General features: G+C 70.3%; 15 protein-coding genes and 1 riboswitch. Of the genes, 9 read left to right on the top strand and 6 right to left on the bottom strand.

Features of this window, described 5'->3' with window-relative positions:
* Window positions 1-40: 40 nt before the first annotated feature.
* Window positions 41-625 carry a flavin reductase family protein gene (locus ACWDR3_RS04260; protein ID WP_450350652.1) on the bottom strand — a complete coding sequence of 195 codons (585 nt, stop codon included), beginning with the start codon at window positions 623-625 and terminating at the stop codon, window positions 41-43.
* Window positions 626-951: 326 nt separating this feature from the next.
* Here ACWDR3_RS04260 and cdgB point away from each other — a divergent pair, with 326 nt between their 5' ends.
* Together cdgB and ACWDR3_RS04250 are read left to right on the top strand one after the other, a co-directional pair.
* Complete coding sequence (gene cdgB / locus ACWDR3_RS04255; protein WP_450350650.1) at window positions 952-2,652, top strand: diguanylate cyclase CdgB; 1,701 nt, start codon at window positions 952-954, stop codon at window positions 2,650-2,652.
* Between the two features lie 132 nt (window positions 2,653-2,784).
* Entirely contained in the window at window positions 2,785-3,738 is a 954-nt protein-coding gene (locus tag ACWDR3_RS04250) for a carbohydrate-binding protein (protein WP_450350649.1), read from the top strand.
* An 18-nt stretch (window positions 3,739-3,756) separates the two neighbouring features.
* Here the strand turns inward: ACWDR3_RS04250 and ACWDR3_RS04245 are convergent, their stop codons facing one another.
* From ACWDR3_RS04245 to ACWDR3_RS04235, 3 genes are all read right to left on the bottom strand, one after another.
* Window positions 3,757-4,686 carry a 1-phosphofructokinase family hexose kinase gene (locus tag ACWDR3_RS04245; RefSeq protein ID WP_450350647.1) on the bottom strand — a complete coding sequence of 310 codons (930 nt, stop codon included), beginning with the start codon at window positions 4,684-4,686 and terminating at the stop codon, window positions 3,757-3,759.
* A gap of 88 nt (window positions 4,687-4,774) precedes the next feature.
* Window positions 4,775-5,986, bottom strand: coding sequence for an N-acetylglucosamine-6-phosphate deacetylase (nagA, locus tag ACWDR3_RS04240; protein WP_450350645.1), 1,212 nt, complete (start codon window positions 5,984-5,986; stop codon window positions 4,775-4,777).
* Window positions 5,986-6,930, bottom strand: a complete 945-nt coding sequence (locus ACWDR3_RS04235; RefSeq protein WP_450350644.1) for an ROK family protein — start codon at window positions 6,928-6,930, stop codon at window positions 5,986-5,988. The genes nagA and ACWDR3_RS04235 overlap by 1 nt, the downstream gene beginning before the upstream one ends.
* 175 nt (window positions 6,931-7,105) lie before the next feature.
* Between ACWDR3_RS04235 and ACWDR3_RS04230 the strand changes: the two genes are divergently transcribed.
* From ACWDR3_RS04230 to otsB, 3 genes are all read left to right on the top strand, one after another.
* Window positions 7,106-8,317 carry an ABC transporter substrate-binding protein gene (locus tag ACWDR3_RS04230; protein ID WP_450350828.1) on the top strand — a complete coding sequence of 404 codons (1,212 nt, stop codon included), beginning with the start codon at window positions 7,106-7,108 and terminating at the stop codon, window positions 8,315-8,317.
* Window positions 8,318-8,392: 75 nt separating this feature from the next.
* The gene (locus ACWDR3_RS04225) at window positions 8,393-8,626 is read left to right on the top strand and encodes a DUF3263 domain-containing protein (RefSeq protein WP_450350643.1); all 234 of its coding nucleotides are present in this window, start codon (window positions 8,393-8,395) and stop codon (window positions 8,624-8,626) included.
* Between the two features lie 206 nt (window positions 8,627-8,832).
* Window positions 8,833-9,702: a trehalose-phosphatase gene (gene otsB, locus ACWDR3_RS04220; protein ID WP_450350641.1), complete on the top strand. Its 870-nt coding sequence runs from the start codon at window positions 8,833-8,835 to the stop codon at window positions 9,700-9,702.
* A 21-nt stretch (window positions 9,703-9,723) separates the two neighbouring features.
* Here otsB and ACWDR3_RS04215 read toward each other — a convergent pair whose 3' ends face one another.
* Together ACWDR3_RS04215 and ACWDR3_RS04210 are read right to left on the bottom strand one after the other, a co-directional pair.
* A complete protein-coding gene (locus ACWDR3_RS04215; RefSeq protein ID WP_450350640.1) occupies window positions 9,724-11,232 on the bottom strand; it encodes an alpha,alpha-trehalose-phosphate synthase (UDP-forming) in 1,509 nt (502 codons plus the stop codon).
* 126 nt (window positions 11,233-11,358) lie between these two features.
* Window positions 11,359-12,303 (bottom strand): glucosyl-3-phosphoglycerate synthase, encoded by a 945-nt coding sequence (locus ACWDR3_RS04210; RefSeq protein WP_450350638.1) that lies wholly within the window; start codon window positions 12,301-12,303, stop codon window positions 11,359-11,361.
* A 170-nt stretch (window positions 12,304-12,473) separates the two neighbouring features.
* A riboswitch (SAM riboswitch) is annotated at window positions 12,474-12,628 on the top strand.
* Between the two features lie 17 nt (window positions 12,629-12,645).
* Here ACWDR3_RS04210 and thrC point away from each other — a divergent pair.
* The 4 genes from thrC to groL all read left to right on the top strand — a co-directional run bounded on the left by thrC (window position 12,646) and on the right by groL (window position 16,789).
* A complete protein-coding gene (gene thrC / locus ACWDR3_RS04205; protein WP_450350636.1) occupies window positions 12,646-13,935 on the top strand; it encodes a threonine synthase in 1,290 nt (429 codons plus the stop codon).
* Window positions 13,932-14,207 carry a MoaD/ThiS family protein gene (locus tag ACWDR3_RS04200; RefSeq protein WP_450350634.1) on the top strand — a complete coding sequence of 92 codons (276 nt, stop codon included), beginning with the start codon at window positions 13,932-13,934 and terminating at the stop codon, window positions 14,205-14,207. The genes thrC and ACWDR3_RS04200 overlap by 4 nt, the downstream gene beginning before the upstream one ends.
* A gap of 450 nt (window positions 14,208-14,657) precedes the next feature.
* On the top strand, window positions 14,658-14,861 hold the full coding sequence (locus ACWDR3_RS04195; protein WP_004986573.1) for a cold-shock protein: 204 nt from the start codon (window positions 14,658-14,660) through the stop codon (window positions 14,859-14,861).
* Window positions 14,862-15,166: 305 nt separating this feature from the next.
* Window positions 15,167-16,789, top strand: a complete 1,623-nt coding sequence (gene groL, locus ACWDR3_RS04190; protein WP_450350632.1) for a chaperonin GroEL — start codon at window positions 15,167-15,169, stop codon at window positions 16,787-16,789.
* Window positions 16,790-16,908: the final 119 nt, after the last annotated feature.

The following is a 16,908-nucleotide window of genomic DNA, read 5'->3' as shown; positions in this document are numbered from 1 at the left end:
ACTACGCGCGCGTGCCACGGATTTTCCCGCAGGCCGGGGCTCAGCCCAACTGCCGGTACCGGCCCCGGAAGTACGCCAGTGGGCCCCCGTCCGCGCTCGGTACCGACGCCGTCAGGACGCGGCCGATCACCAGGGTGTGGTCGCCGGACGTGATCAGCTGTTCCGTGCGGCACTCCAGGGTGGCCAGCGCGCCGCCCACCAGAGGGGCGTCGGTGGCCTTGCCGCGGCTGTAGGGGATGTCCTCGAAGAGGAGGCGGTCGCTGATGCGGCCCTTCATGGCGAACCGGCCCGCGATGTGGCGCTGGCTCTCGGAGAGGACCGAGACCGCCCACAGGGGCTGCTCCGCGAGCAGGTCGTCCATGCGGGAGCCCTCGCGCACGCTGACCAGGACCAGGGGCGGGTCCAGGGACACCGAGAGGAACGCCGTGGCCGTCATGCCGACGTCCTCGCCGGGCGGCGCCGACGGGTCGTCGGGGTCCAGCGAGGGCTCCTGTGCGGTCACCAGCACCACGCCCGCGGTCAGCCGGGACATGGCGGCGCGGAACTCGTCATTGCTCACGCCCTCAGGATGCCGGGCGGCGGGCAGCGGGACGGGCGGGGACGTGGCGGGGGGAGTGTTCGGCACGTACGGAACGCTAATGTCCTCCCTGCGGCGGGGCATCGGGCCCCGGTCCGAGGCAGGTCCTAGGACCAATGTCGGACCAGCGCCGGATGAGTGACAGAGGCCTTCACATACGTACAAAGATTGCGTTCAGCGAACGCACAGGGAAAACGCAGAATCCCCACTCAATTGTTCATGTTTAGCTGTGACTTGAGTCACAAGGGGTACTAATTGTTGACCCTGTGTACCGAGTGGGCAGCGCGCTGTGATTCAGTGGCGGGGAAAGCTGCCAGAACGATACGCCGATGAGCACCCTTGATTCGCTGCGAGGACTCGGGGGGAGGGCGATCATGGAAACCGAGTCGGAGCCCTACGTCCGCCTCGCGTCCCTGCGACAACTGCACCAGGTCATGGCGGACATGAACACCGCGCGCAGCCTGGCCGACACACTCCAGACCGTGGCCGACGGCGTCGTCAACGGCCTCGGCTACGAGCTCGCGTGCGTCAACCTGGTCCGCCCCGACGGCGACCTCGTGGTCGCCGCCTTCGCGGGCAACCCCGCGGCCGAGGCGCTGATCACCGGCCGCGTCGGCTCGCGCGACTCCTGGGACCGTCGGCTCGGCATGGGTGAGCACTGGGGCGACCTGGTCTTCATCCCGCACACCGAGGGCTGGATCCTCGACGACGACGACGTACCGCAGTGGTACACGGACGGACCCGCGCCCCGCTTCGAGGACGAGTGGCACCCCTCCGACCGGCTCTTCGCGCCCCTTTACACGCCGGGCGTGAACGGCGGCGCGTGCGGCGAACTGATCGGCGTGCTCTCCGTGGACCGCCCGCGCAACGGCCGCCGGCCGGGCGCCTGGGGTCGCGAAGCGCTCCAGATGTACGCGTTCCAGGCCGCGATAGCGATCAGCAACGCACGACTTCGCGCCAATATGCAGCGCGCTCTGGTCAGGCTCGAAAGGGAGCAGCAGGCGCTGCGGGCCAGCGAGGAGAGCTTCCGGCAGGCCTTCGAGTACGCCCCCTCGGGCATGGCCATCGCCGAGATGGGCGGCGACCAGCACGGCCGAATACTGCGCACGAACGACGCCCTGTGCCGCCTGCTCGGCCGCCCCGCCTCCGCGATGCGCCGCTACGCCTTCTCCGACCTGGTCCACCCCGAGGACATCGGCACGCTGCTGAGAACCTCCGCCGAGGGCGGCCGCGCCGAGCTGAGACTCGGCCGCCGTGACGGCACCTACGTCTGGGTCAGCCTGCGCAACTCGGTCGTCGCGGACGCCGCCGACGGCCCGCGCTTCCTGCTCACCCACGTCGAGGAGATAGAGGAGCGCAAGCGCCGCGAGCTGCAGCTCGCCCACCGCGCCTCCCACGACTCCCTCACCGGCCTGCCGAACTCCGCCGAGCTGCGCTCCCGCCTCTCCAGCCGGCTCTGCCAGCGCGCGACCACGCCCGGCGCCCTGGAGACCCTGGACGCGGCCTACGGTCACCCGGCCTACGACGCCAACGGCCACGGCTTCGACTACCGGCCCGGCGGCGGCCTCGAAGTCATCGGCGGCTCCGGCGCACTCGACAGCTTCGGCGGCCTCGACGGCTTCGACCACCACGTGCACACCGTCGCCCCCGAGGGCGAGGGCGACCGCGACGACGGCAGCAAGGGGCTCGCGGTCCTCTTCTGCGACCTCGACGGCTTCAAGTCGATCAACGACCGGTTCGGGCACAACTCGGGTGACGCGGTTCTCATCGAGGTCGCCCGGCGGCTGTCCCGGGGCGTGCGCGACGGGGACACCGTGGCCCGGCTCGGCGGCGACGAGTTCGTCGTCCTCGCCGACGGCCTCGGCCGCGCCGACGCCCAGGACCTGGCCGTACGCCTGCGCAACGAGATCATCCAGCCCATCCGCGTCGACGGCCGCGCCATGCGCGTGGGCGCCAGCTTCGGCATCGGGTGGGCGCACTGCGGGATGACCGCGGACGAGGTGTTGAAGTCCGCTGACGAGCGGATGTACGTAGAGAAACGATCTCGTCCCAAACAGCACAGACGGGCCGGATGATCTCCAGGTCAGGGGTCAGGTCCGCCGGTCGATGCGATCCGAGTCACCCGTTTGGGTCATCCGGAGCGGGTAGGCTCGCCATTCTGACTCCACGTATCGCATCCGACCCGCACCGCTGAGGAGTACCTAGGGATGACGTCCGGCAACAACGGCGCCAGTACGCCCGAGGACGACGACCCGTTCGGCTACCTCTACGCCGACGGACAGGCCAAGGGAGCCCAACCGCCCTCCGGCGGTGGTTATGGCTACCCGAACTCGGTCAACCGGCAGCGGGCCGTCGGTCAGCGGCAGTACGGCGGCCAGCAGCAGGCCCCGGCCGCCGCGACCGCCCCGTACGCCCAGGTCCCGCAGCAGCCGGGTGCCTACCAGCAGCCGAACTCGCACTACGCGGCGCCGGAGACCTTCCCGGGTGGCGGCGCACCCACCGGCCCGCAGCAGCCGTTCCGCAGCGACGGTGGCGGTGGTCGGGGCCGCGGGCCCAACACCAAGGGGCTGCTGATCGGCGCGATCGCGGTGGTCGCCGCGGTCGTCATCGGCATCGGCGTCGCGATGATGAACGGCGACTCCTCGGACGACAAGGCGGGCGGCGACGCGTCGGCGACTCCGTCCACGTCCCAGAGCTCGGAGCCGAGCGCGTCGACCTCGTCGGCAGCGGCGGCCGACCTTCCGGAGAGCGACGCGAAGACGCTGCGTCTGGACGGCGGCACCAGCACCGCGTCCGACGTGAAGGGCGCCAAGTCCGACGGCGGTGTCTACGTACAGGGCTTCAACCAGGTCGGCGCCTCCGTCACCTGGACGGTCAACGGCATCCCGAAGTCCGGCACTTACCGGGTCTACGTCCGCTACACCATCGCCGACCAGGATGCCGACGGGACGCTGACGATCAACGGCAAGACCAGCGACCGGCCGCTGAACATGAAGAACTTCGGCGGAGTCGGCAAGGACTTCGAGAAGAACTGGCAGACCACCTGGGCCCAGGTCTCCCTGAACAAGGGCACCAACACGATCCAGCTCTCCTGCCAGCAGGGCAACAAGTGCAACGCCCTGCTCGACCAGTTCTCCGTGACGGAGAACGTCGACCAGTAGCGGGTCACCGTGCAGCGGTCATGCCACGGAAGCCTCCTTCGTGACCGCCACCCGCCCCAGCAACTCCTCGTACGCCGACCGGTCGAACTCGCCCGCCACCGGGGCCAGTACGGTCGCCGCAGACAGCGCGATCGCGCGGGTCAGCCGGTCCGGCCAGGGGAGTTGTTCGACCAGGCCCGACAGCAGGCCCGCGACCGCCGAGTCGCCGGCGCCGGTCGGGTTGCCGGGTATCCGGGCGGGTGGGACGGCCCGCCAGCGTCCCTCCGGAGCGACCGCAAGGAGCCCCTGCGCGCCCAGTGAGGCGACGACGGCCCCGGCACCCCGCCTGCGGGCGTCCTGCGTGGCACGCAACGGCTCGTGGGAGCCGGTGAGTTCGGCCAGTTCCTCGGCGTTCGGCTTGACGATGTCGGGGCGGGCGGCGACCCCGCGGCGCAGCGGCTCCCCGCTGGTGTCGAGCAGGACAGGCACCCCGGCCGCCCGCGCGGTCCGCACCAGCCCGGCATATGCCCCCACCGGCACCCCCGGCGGCAGACTCCCGCACAGCGCCACCGCCGACGCCGGTACGAGCAGATCCTCGTAGGCCTCCTGGAAGGCGGACCACTCGGCCGAAGTGACCGTCGGACCCGGCTCGTTGAGCTGGGTCGTGTCACCGGTCTCCTGGTCGACGACGGCGATCGTGCGGCGGGTCGCCCCGGTCACCGGCACCAGCGCGTCCACGACCCCCGCGGTGGCGGTCAGTTGCTCCTGCACGACCCGTCCGGTGGCGCCGCCCGTGAAGCCGGTCACCGTCACCTCGTGGCCGAGGGCCGCGAGCACGCGGGCCACGTTCAGGCCCTTGCCGCCCGGCCGTTCGATCACCTCGGTGACCCGGTGGGAGGCGTGCGGGCGCAGACCCCGCACGCGGTACGTGATGTCGAGAGCGGTGTTCAGCGTGACCGTGAGGATCACCTGGGCCGACCTCCCCCCCGGGAAGGCGCGCATTGGACGGCGGCCGCCCAGTCTTCCAGGGCGGCCGCCACCTCAACAGCGGGACAGATCACCCCAGTTGGGGATCGACCACCCATTCGCCGCGCCGCATGACGCCCTTGAGGTCGAAATGACGGTCGAGAAGGACCAGGTCGGCGTACTTGCCGGGCTCCAGGGAGCCGATCTCGCCGTAAGCACCCAGCAGCCGGGCCGGGTTGGCGGAGAGCGCGGCGACCGTGTCCTCGACGGACAGCCGGTCGATCGTCACCGCCCGCTTGAACGCCCGGTCCAGCGTGAGCGTCGACCCCGCGATCGAACCGCCCTCCACCAGCCGTGCCACGCCCTCGCTGACCTCGACCTCCAACGGGCCGAGCATGTAACGGCCGTCGCCGAAGCCCGCCGCGTCCATCGCGTCCGTGATGAACGCCACCCGGTCCGCTCCCGCGTGATGGAACGCCAACTCCAGGGAGGCCGGGTGGAGATGCGTGCCGTCGTTGATCAACTCGACGGTGATACGCGGGTCTTCGAGGAGCGCGACGATCGGACCGGGCTCGCGGTGGCCGAGCGGCGGCATCGCGTTGAACAGGTGCGTGGCCACGGTCGCGCCCGCGTCGATCGCCTCCACCGTCTGCTCGTACGTCGCGTCCGTGTGACCGATCGCCGCGATGACGCCGTGCTCGGCGAGCAGGCGTACGGAGTCGAGGCCGCCGGGCAGTTCGGTGGCGAGCGTGACCATCTTCGCCTGGCCGCGCGCCGCGTCGATCAGCTTGCGCACGTCCGCCGGGTCGGGGTCGCGCAGGAGTTCCTCGGAGTGGGCGCCCTTGCGGCACGGCGAGATGAACGGGCCCTCGAAGTGGATCCCGGCGATATCGCCCTGCTCGGCCAACTCGGAGAGGATTCCGGCGCGTTGGGCGAGGAAGTCCATGTCGCCGGTGACGGTGGAGGCGACCAGGGTCGTCGTGCCGTGCAGGCGGTGGGTGTGGATGCCCTTGAGGACGTCGTCGACTGTGCCGGAGGTGAATGACGCTCCGCCGCCGCCGTGGTTGTGGATGTCGACGAAGCCGGGGACCAGCCAGTGGCCGGTGACGTCGATGACCTGGGCGTTCTCTGGGGCGGCGCCGGCGATTCGCGTGCCGTCGACGATCACGCGGCCGGCCCTGACCGTTCCGGTGGGGAGGACCACGTCGGCACCGGCCAGCACCGTGGTGCCTCCGGTCGCTGCGGGCCGCGGGTGCGTCGTGGCTGGTCGCGCAGTTCCCCGCGCCCCTGGGTCAGCTGCCATCAGGCGGTTACCTCCGTACGGTCGGTGTGGTTGAGGAGATCCCAGGCCAAAAGCCCGGCGCCCAGGCAGCCGGCGGTGTCGCCCAGGGCGGCGGGGACGATGCTCGGCAGCTTCTGGAAGGTGACCCGTTGCCGGACGGCGTCCCGCAGGGGTGTGAACAAGGTTTCCCCCGCCTCGGCGAGACCGCCACCGATGATGAGCGTGCGCGGGTCCAGCAGGGTGAGCGCGGTGACCAGGCCGTCGGCCAGGGCGTCCACGGCCTCCTGCCAGACGGCACGCGCCCGCGAGTCCCCGGCCTCTACCGCCTTCGCGCAGTCCGCCGCGTCCGCTTCCCCGTCCCCCGTGGCCGCCGCCCACGCCTCGCTGACCGCCGCCGCCGACGCGTACCGCTCCAGGCAGCCGACCTGGCCGCAGGGACAGGGGGTGCCGCCGGGGCGTACGACGATGTGGCCGATCTCGCCGGCGAAGCCGTGGGCGCCCGCCTCGACGCGGCCCGCGATGCCGATGGCGCCCGCGATGCCGGTGCCGAGGGGGACGAAGAGGAAGCGGTCGGCGCCCTGGCCCGCCCCGATCCGGCCCTCGGCGAGCCCGCCGGTGCGCACGTCGTGGCCGAGGGCGACCGGGACCCCGCCGAGCCGCGCGGCCAGCAGATCGCGCAGGGGTACGTCCCGCCAGCCGAGGTTGGCGGAGTAGGCGGCGATGCCGGCCGACTCGTCGACTATGCCGGGGACGGCGAGACCGGCCGCGGCGGCGGGCTCGCCCAAGTGCTCGATGCCGTACGCGCGCAGTTCGGCGGCGAAGTCGAGGATGCCCTCGACGACCGCGTCGGGACCGCGCTCGCGCCCGGTCGCCCGGCGGGCCCGGTGGAGCAGTGCGCCGTCCGCGCCGACCAGGGCGGCCTTCATCCCGGTGCCGCCCACGTCGAGGGCGATGACATGTCTCACAGGGGACAGTGTGACGCCCCGACCCATGAGAGGTCTAGTCCACTTACGTGGTGTAGACCTATTGGGTCCTTTTATTGAACGGTGAGACAGCAGGGTGGGAGCAACAGCAGTGCAGCGGCGGCAAGAGCGCCAGGGGCGCAGGACAGGAACGATCGCGGTGGGCTCCGCGCTGGGCATGACGGCGGTACTCGCCGGCTGTGGCCTGACGGGAGACTCCGGGGACGTCACCCTGAGACTGGTCGCCGCGGAGTACGGCGACTCGGCCGCCAACAGCTCGAAGAAGTACTGGGGCCAGTTGGTCGAGGAGTACGAGCGCGCACATCCCGATGTGAAGGTCGAGGTCAGCGTCTACTCCTGGAACGACGTCGACCGCAAGGTCAAGGAACAGGTCGACGCCGGCAAGGCCCCCGACATGGCGCAGATCGGCGCGTACGCCGACTACGCGGACGCCGGTCTGCTCTACCAGGCCGACGATCTGCTCTCCATCCGTACGCAGGCCGACTTCGCGGCGCAGTTCTCCACCGCCGGCCAGGTCAAGGACGTGCAGTACGGCATGCCGTTCGCCGCCTCCACGCGGCTGCTCTTCTACAACAAGACCCTCTTCAAGGAGGCCGGTCTCACCGCGCCGAAGACCTGGGCCCAGCTCGCCGCCGACGCGGCGGTCCTCAAGGAGCGGGGCGTGACCTACCCGTACGCCCTGCCGCTGGGGCCCGAGGAGGCGCAGGCCGAGACCATGCAGTGGGTGCTCAGCGGCGGGGGCGGCTACACCGACAGTTTCGGGACCTACGCCCTCGACTCCGCCGAGAACGTCGACACCTTCACCTGGCTCAAGGACGACCTGGTCGACAAGGGCCTGACCGGTCCCGTCGCGCCCGGCGAGCTCAACCGCGCCGCCGCGTTCGCCGCCTTCGCGTCCGGTGACGTCGGCATGCTCAACGGGCACCCCTCGCTGATGAAGATCGCCGAGAAGAAGGGCGTGAAGTTCGGCATGGTGCCGATGCCCGGGGTGAACGGGCAGACCAAGTACTCCATGGGCGTCGCCGACTGGATGACGGCGTTCAAGCAGGGCGGCCACGCCGAACAGGTCGGCGACTTCCTCGACTTCGTCTACAGCGAGAAGAACGTGCTCGCCTTCTCCCGCGAGTACGACCTGCTGCCGGTCACCAACTCCGCCTCCCAGGTGATGGCCACGGCCGACCAGGACACCGACCTCAAGCCGTTCCTCCAGGAGCTGCCCCAGTCCGAGCTGTACCCGGTCGGCAAGACCTCCTGGTCCACGGTCAGCGCGGCCGTCAAGGAGGGCATAGGCAAGGCGGTCGCCCCCGGCGCCAGCCCGTCGACGGTCCTGGGCCGACTGGAGACGACGGCGGTGAAGGAAGACCGGTGACGGAAGGCGGCCGGCAACGGCCGGTGACTTCGGGGGAGGCCCGCGTTGTCAGTGGCGGGGCCTACCGTTGAGGTCATGGAGCACGAGCAGCTGGGGGAGCGTGAGCGGGCCGTCCTCGCCCTGGAGCGCCGGGGGTTCGCGGGCCCCGGCGCCAAGGAGCGGGCGATACGGGAGGAGCTGGGCCTGGCCCCGGTCCGCTACTACCAGTTGCTCAACGCCCTCCTGGACGACGAGCGTGCCCTCGCCCACGACCCGGTCACGGTGAACAGGCTGAGACGGGTGAGGGACCGGCGCCGGTCGGAGCGCTGAGCGGACGCGGGGCTCGCCTGGACAGGGCGCGGGATCTGCCCGGAGTGGGCGCGGGGCCTGCCCGGACAGGGTGCGAAGCCCGCCGAGACAGGGTGCGGAATCCGGCCGGAGTGGGCGCCGGCACCCGCCGGGACAAGGCACGGTGCCCGGCCGCGCGCTCCCCTGAGCCACGGGTGCGCCCGGCCCCGCCCGGTTAGGGTCACCGTATGGGCATCCCTACGGACACGGACTCGACGCACTCCATGGAACCCCTGCCGACCCCGGCCACGCAGGCGGGACGCGACGGGCTCGCCGCGATCCTGCGGCGGCCGGCCGGGACGGTCGTCGGCCTCGACTTCGACGGCACTCTCGCCCCGATCGTGCCGGACCCCGAACAGGCCCGCGCCCACCCCGACGCGGTGACCGCGCTGGCCGCCCTCGCCCCGAAGATCGCCTCGGTCGCCGTGATCACCGGCCGCCCGGCCGGCGTCGCGGTCCGGCACGGCGGCTTCGCGGGCGTGCCGGGCCTTGAGCACCTGGTCGTCCTCGGCCACTACGGCGCCGAGCGCTGGGACGCGGCCACCGGCGAGGTCACCGCCCCCGCCGCGCACCCCGGCGTGGCCGCCGTCCGCGCCGAGCTGCCCGGGTTCCTCGACGGCATCGGCGCCTGGCAGGGCACCTGGATCGAGGAGAAGGGCCGCGCGGTCGCCGTCCACACCCGGCGCGCCGCCGACCCCCAGGCCGCCTTCGAGGCCCTGCGCGAACCCCTCACCGACCTCGCCACCCGCCACGGCCTCGTCGTCGAACCCGGCCGCTTGGTCCTGGAGTTGCGCCCCCCGGGCATGGACAAGGGCGTCGCCCTCCTCGACCACGCCCGCGCCCACTCCGCCGAGGCCGTCCTCTTCGCCGGCGACGACCTCGGCGACCTCCCCGCCTTCGCCGCCGTCGACAAACTCCGCTCCGACGGCGTCCCCGGCCTCCTGGTCTGCAGCGGCAGCGACGAGGTGACGGAACTCAGGGAACGGGCGGACGTGGTGGTGGACGGTCCCGAGGGGGTCGTACGACTGCTGCGGGCGCTGGCGGCTCGGCTGGACTGACGGCCCAGCCGGCCTGACGGCTCAGCCGGCCTGGTCGCGCAGTGCTTCCAACTGCTCCAGGAACCACTGCGCGGGCGGCAGCGCCGTCGCCGCCGCGGACAGCCTCTTCGTCCGCTCCGCCCGCTCCTCCACCGGCATCGACAACGCCTCGTGCAGTGCCCGCGCCGTGCCGATCACGTCGTACGGATTCACCACGATCGCGTCCTTGCCCAGCTCCTGGTACGCCCCCGCCTCCCGGGACAGGACCAGCGCGCACCCCTCGTCCGAGACGACGGGCACCTCCTTGGCGACGAGGTTCATGCCGTCGCGGATGGGGTTGACGAGGGCCACGTCGGCGAGCCGGTAGGCGGCCAGCGAGCGGGCGAAGTCGTCCTTCACATGGAGGACGACCGGGGTCCAACCGGGCGTCCCGTAAAGGGAGTTGATCTCGTCCGCGACCCGCTGCACCTCGGCGGTGTAGTCCCGGTACACGGCGAGGTCCTGCCGCGAGGGGTAGGCGAATGCCACGTGCACGACCCGCTCGCGCCACTCGGGGCGGTCGTCGAGCAGCTGCCGGTACGCCAGCAGCCCGCGCACGATGTTCTTCGAGAGTTCGGTGCGGTCCACCCGGACGATGGTCCGGCGGCCCGCGCCGATCTCCTCGCGCAGTGCCGCCATCCGCTCCTCGACGTCCGCCTCGTGCGAGCGGGCGTGCAGGAACTCGGCGTCGGCACCGAGGCTGTGGACCCCGATGAGCGTCCGGCGGGTGATCCGCTCCTGGTGGGTGGTCCCGTCCGTCCCCAGGTGCTCGATGGCCCGCGGGGCGCCCGACGGCCACGTGGAGAGCCAGCGATCCGTGTCGACCGCGCCCGCGCAGTTCTGGAACGCCGTCGCCCACCGCCAGGTCAGGAACCCCACCCGGTCCGCCCCGAGCATGCCCTCCATCAGCCGCGCCCGGATGTCGTCGGGCAGCATCTGGAAGTAGTCCACCGGCGCCCACGGCGTGTGCGAGAAGTGCCCGATCCGCAGGTCGGGACGGAGCTCGCGGAGCATCCCGGGCACCAGACACAGGTGGTAGTCCTGCACCAGCACGGCCGCACCCTCGGCCGCCTCTTCGGCCAGCGCCTCGGCGAAAGCGCGGTTGTACGTCTCGTACGACGCCCACTGGCGCCGGAACTCCGCGTCGAAGACCGGCTCCAGCGGCGTCTGGTACAGCATGTGGTGCACGAACCACAGCACCGAGTTGGCGATGCCGTTGTACGCGTCCGCGTGCACGTCGGCCGGGATGTCCAGCATCCGCACACCGTCCTCGCCGACCCCGCGCCGCACGGCCTCGCGGTCGCCGTCGGACAGCGCCGAGCACACCCACAGCGCGCCCGCGTCAGGCCCGATCGCCGACAGACCGGAGACCAGCCCGCCGCCACCGCGCCGGGCGGCCAGCGAGCCGTCGTCCTGGACGTCGTAGGAGACCGGGCCGCGGTTGGACGCGACCAGTACCTGGGCAGCGCCCTGCGCGGAAGCCGTAGAAGCGGTGGAAGCCGTGGAAGCCATACGCCACAACCTAGCCCGGCCGGGAAACGCTCAAACATGTGAGCGCACGCGCGAGCAGGCCGTATACGGCGGGTGACCTGCTGTCGTCAGGCGACTCCCGACGTCATCGGGCGACCGCCGCCGACGTCAGGCGACCTTCCGCTGCGCGTACTCCGCGATCTCCACCATCGGCGGCCGCTCCTCCGTGTCCACGGAGTAGGTGCGCGGCTCGAAACCGTCCGCGCCCCGTTCGAACTGAGTCAGCGAGGGGCGGATCAGGTGCCCGCGGGCCAGCCGGAGCTGCGCGGTGCGGTAGATCGCGGCGGACATCCGGCCCAGCGCCTGCCCGTCCTGGTGCCGGTGCTTGCGCACGCCGACGTCCACCTGGGCCAGCGCGTCGAGGCCCACCAGGTGCAGGGCGTCGACCAGCATGCCCAGCTCGACGCCGTACCCGACCGGGAACGGGAGCTGTTCCAGCAGGCTGCGGCGGGCCGCGTACTCGCCGCCCAGCGGCTGCACGAAGCCGGCCAGCTGCGGCCAGTGCATGTTCAGCAGGGGGCGGGCCATGAGTTCGGTGACCCGGCCGCCCTGGCCCGCAGCGCCGCCGAGGGGGCGGTCGTACATCGCCTTGACGAGGTCGACGCCGGGGTCGGTCAGCAGCGGGCCGACGATGCCGGAGACGAAGTCCGAGGAGAACTCCTTCAGGTCGGCGTCGATGAAACAGACGATGTCCCCGGTGGTGACCAGGAGCGAGCGCCACAGCACCTCGCCCTTGCCGGGCACGGGCGGGAGGTGCGGCAGGATGTCGTCGCGGTGGACGACCCGCGCGCCGGCCGCCGCGGCGACCTCGGACGTGCGGTCGGTGGATCCCGAGTCGACGACGACGATCTCGTCGACGAGCGGGACCTGCTGCATGAGGTCGTGGCGGATGACGGCGACGATGTCGCCGACGGTCTCCTCCTCGTTGAGCGCGGGCAGCACGACACTGACCGACTGGCCCGTGCGGTGCTTCGCGGCCAGAATCTGGTGGAGCGGGCGATCGGTCACGGACCAGGAGCGGGTGCTCAGCCAACGCTCGACTTCGTTCAGCACAGTGCGCGGCTCCTCTGCGTTCTCTCGGCGAGTGGATCTTGTGTGATCCATCTCGCGGTTCGGACGGCTAGCTCAACTGTCCTGGCCTTCGGTTACAGTCTTGAACAACGCTGATGACCATCGCATGTCGGGGGTCGGAGGCGCCCACAACCGCTCATACAACCGCATACCGCTCATCCAGAGGGGCAGAGGGATACGGCCCGATGAAGCCCCGGCAACCCTCCAGCCGGTCTCGTAGATCAATGTTGATCATTACGCGAGGCTCCCGGCTAGGGAAGGTGCCAAATCCGTCTCGTGGCGAGATGCGTCGCGAGGAAGATGAGGAGAAAGGGCCTCGCCTCCATGGCTGTGCAGACTGTTGCAAGCACCACCGACTCCACCGTAGACCTCGGCCCGGCCGCGGCGCTCTCGTGCCGTGAGTGCGGCCACCGGGTACCGCTCGGACCGGTCTTCGCGTGCGAGGAGTGTTTCGGCCCGCTCGAGATCGCGTACGACTTCTCGGCCTACGACACCGAGGAACTCCGCAAGCGGATCGAAGCGGGTCCCGCGAACATCTGGCGTTACGCGCCGCTGCTGCCGGTCCCCGCGGACGTGGCGACCAAGCCGAACATCAACCCCGGCTGGACCAAGCTCGTCCAGGCCGACAACCTCGCGCGCGAGCTGGGCGTCGACGCCGGCAAGCTCTTCGTGAAGGACGACTCGGGCAACCCGACGCACTCCTTCAAGGACCGTGTCGTGGCCCAGGCCATCGAGGCCGCGCGCGCCTTCAACTTCACGACCCTCTCCTGCTCCTCCACCGGCAACCTCGCGGGCGCCGTCGGTGCCGCCGCGGCCCGCGCCGGTTTCCGCTCCTGCGTGTTCATCCCGCACGACCTGGAGCAGGGCAAGGTCGTCATGGCCGCGATCTACGGCGGCGAGCTCGTCGGCATCGAGGGCAACTACGACGACGTGAACCGGTTCTGCTCCGAGCTGATCGGCGACCCGGCCGGCGAGGGCTGGGGCTTCGTCAACGTCAACCTGCGGCCGTACTACGCGGAGGGTTCCAAGACCCTGGCGTACGAGATCTGCGAGCAGCTCGGCTGGCAGCTGCCCGATCAGCTCGTGGTGCCGATCGCCTCCGGCTCGCAGCTCACGAAGATCGACAAGGGTCTGCAGGAGCTGATCAAGCTCGGGCTCGTCGAGGACAAGCCGTACAAGATCTTCGGCGCCCAGGCCGAGGGGTGCTCGCCGGTGTCCGTCGCCTACAAGGCGGGTCACGACGTGGTCCGCCCCCAGAAGCCGAACACCATCGCCAAGTCCCTGGCCATCGGCAACCCGGCGGACGGGCCGTACGTCCTGGACATCGCGCGCCGGACGGGCGGTGCGGTGGAGGACGTGAACGACGAGCAGGTGGTCGACGCGATCAAGCTGCTGGCCCGCACCGAGGGTATTTTCGCGGAGACGGCCGGTGGCGTGACGGTCGGCGTCGCGAAGAAGCTGATCGAGAACGGTCTCCTCGACCCGACCAAGACCACGGTCGTGCTGAACACCGGCGACGGCCTGAAGACCCTGGACGCGGTGGCCGGCACCGGTTTGACCGCCACCATCCGTCCGAACCTCGACTCCTTCCGAGAGGCAGGCCTCGCATCATGAGCGTTTCCGTCCGTATCCCGACCATCCTGCGGCCCTACACGGGTGGCGAGGCCGAGGTGACGGCCGAAGGGGCGACCCTCGGTGAGGTCATCGCTGATCTGGAGAAGAACCACGCCGGTATCGCCGCGCGTGTGCTGGACGATCAGGGCAAGCTGCGGCGGTTCGTCAATGTGTACGTGAACGACGACGACGTGCGGTTCGAGCAGGGTCTGGAGACGGCGACCCCGGACGGGGCCGGCGTCTCGATCATCCCCGCCGTCGCCGGTGGCTGAACGTGGTTGATCGCGGCCGATAATTACCTTCGGTAACAGCGATTACGAAGAGTTCATCCGATTGCCCCCTCCGTGAGAGAAGCGGAGGGGGCAATTCAGTGGGGTTGAGCGAGGTACAGTTGGGGAACGCGCCGCCGATCCACGGGTCGGCCTCCCCGGAAACCTGCTGCACGGGCGACAAGAAGTAGCCAAAGTAAGCAGGTTTTTTGTGTGTTTTGCGCCTTTTGTGGGGCCCGACTTGCCCTGAATTCTAATGAATTCTCGCCAGATTCCCGACCGGTCTTGCCCTGAATTCTCGTCGGATTGACCTGTTGCAGACGGCAGTTGGACGGATACATTCGGCCGCGGTCGACGCGTTCCGGCGCACGCCCCCAATCCGTGGGGGGTGAGGTCTGACCCGGATCCGCGAAGTGTGGATCTGTGCAAGGGCCAGTAATAGGGGAGTTAGGCATGGCTCAGGGCACCGTCAAGTGGTTCAACGCGGAGAAGGGGTACGGCTTCATCGCGGTCGACGGTGGTGCGGACGTCTTCGTCCATTACAGCGCCATTCAGATGGACGGCTACCGCACCCTGGAAGAGGGCCAGCGGGTCGAGTTCGAGATCTCGCAGGGTCAGAAGGGCCCGCAGGCCGACATGGTTCGCGTCACCGCCTGAACATTTCACATGGCGAGGGGTCCGCATCCGGCAGGGTGCGGGCCCCTCGCCGTGCGTGGGGTGCCGCCGGGGTGCGCCGCGGGGCCTCCCGGCGCCTGCCCGATCCCCGAGAGCCGCTTGCACTCGCAGGGGGCGAGTGCTAATCATTGGCGTTAGCACTCTGAAGGTGAGAGTGACAAGAAGGACCGGGTCGGTGAGGCCCGCAGGCCAGGTGGGGCAAGGAACCACGGGGCATGCGAGCCGTCCGTCGCGGGCGCGGGCGCGGTCCGAAGGAATCACCCCCAGTCCTGGAGGGACCACTTCACATGGCCAAGATCATCGCGTTCGACGAGGAGGCGCGGCGCGGCCTCGAGCGCGGCATGAACCAGCTCGCGGACGCCGTGAAGGTGACGCTCGGCCCCAAGGGCCGCAACGTCGTCCTCGAGAAGAAGTGGGGCGCCCCCACGATCACCAACGATGGTGTCTCCATCGCCAAGGAGATCGAGCTCGAGGACCCGTACGAGAAGATCGGCGCCGAGCTGGTCAAGGAAGTCGCCAAGAAGACGGACGACGTCGCCGGTGACGGTACGACCACCGCGACCGTGCTCGCCCAGGCCCTCGTCAAGGAGGGTCTGCGCAACGTAGCCGCGGGCGCCAACCCGATGGCCCTCAAGCGCGGTATCGAGAAGGCCGTCGAGGCCGTCTCCGGTGCCCTCCTTGAGCAGGCCAAGGATGTCGAGACCAAGGAGCAGATCGCCTCCACGGCCTCCATCTCCGCCGCCGACACCCAGATCGGCGAGCTCATCGCCGAGGCGATGGACAAGGTCGGCAAGGAAGGCGTCATCACCGTCGAGGAGTCCCAGACCTTCGGTCTGGAGCTGGAGCTCACCGAGGGTATGCGCTTCGACAAGGGCTACATCTCGGCGTACTTCGCCACCGACATGGAGCGGATGGAGGCGTCGCTGGACGACCCCTACATCCTGATCGCCAACTCCAAGATCGGCTCCGTCAAGGACCTGCTCCCGCTCCTGGAGAAGGTCATGCAGTCGGGCAAGCCGCTGCTGATCATCGCCGAGGACGTCGAGGGCGAGGCCCTGTCGACCCTGGTCGTCAACAAGATCCGCGGCACCTTCAAGTCCGTCGCCGTCAAGGCCCCGGGCTTCGGTGACCGTCGCAAGGCCATGCTCGGCGACATCGCCATCCTCACGGGCGGCGAGGTCATCTCCGAGGAGGTCGGCCTCAAGCTGGAGAACGCGTCCCTGGACCTCCTGGGCCGTGCCCGCAAGGTCGTCATCACCAAGGACGAGACCACCATCGTCGACGGCGCCGGGTCCTCGGACCAGGTCGGCGGCCGGGTCAACCAGATCCGCGCCGAGATCGAGAACAGCGACTCGGACTACGACCGCGAGAAGCTCCAGGAGCGCCTGGCCAAGCTCGCCGGTGGCGTCGCCGTCATCAAGGCCGGTGCCGCGACCGAGGTGGAGCTCAAGGAGCGCAAGCACCGCATCGAGGACGCCGTGCGCAACGCCAAGGCGGCCGTCGAGGAGGGCATCGTCGCCGGTGGTGGCGTGGCCCTGCTGCAGGCCTCCGCGGTGTTCGAGAAGCTGGAGCTGACGGGTGACGAGGCGACCGGCGCCAACGCCGTGAAGCTCGCCCTGGAGGCCCCGCTCAAGCAGATCGCCGTCAACGGTGGTCTCGAGGGCGGCGTCGTGGTCGAGAAGGTCCGCAACCTGACCGTGGGTTGGGGTCTGAACGCGGCCTCCGGTGAGTACGTCGACATGATCGCCGAGGGCATCATCGACCCGGCGAAGGTCACGCGTTCCGCTCTGCAGAACGCCGCGTCCATCGCCGCGCTGTTCCTCACCACCGAGGCCGTCATCGCCGACAAGCCGGAGAAGGCCGCCGCGCCGGCCGGCGGCGGCATGCCGGGCGGTGACATGGACTTCTGATCGACCGGTTCCGGTTGATCAACGTCCTTACGGAGGGCGGCACTTCCTGCTCCGGCAGGGGGTGCCGCCCTTCGGCGTGTCCGGGATCACAGGGTGGGGCGGCGGCGGGGCGGAATGAG

The sequence above is a fragment of the Streptomyces sp. NPDC001002 genome, from assembly GCF_053599215.1.
The sequence above is the reverse complement of the archived record's forward strand: the minus strand, read 5'-3'. Positions and strand labels throughout refer to the sequence as shown.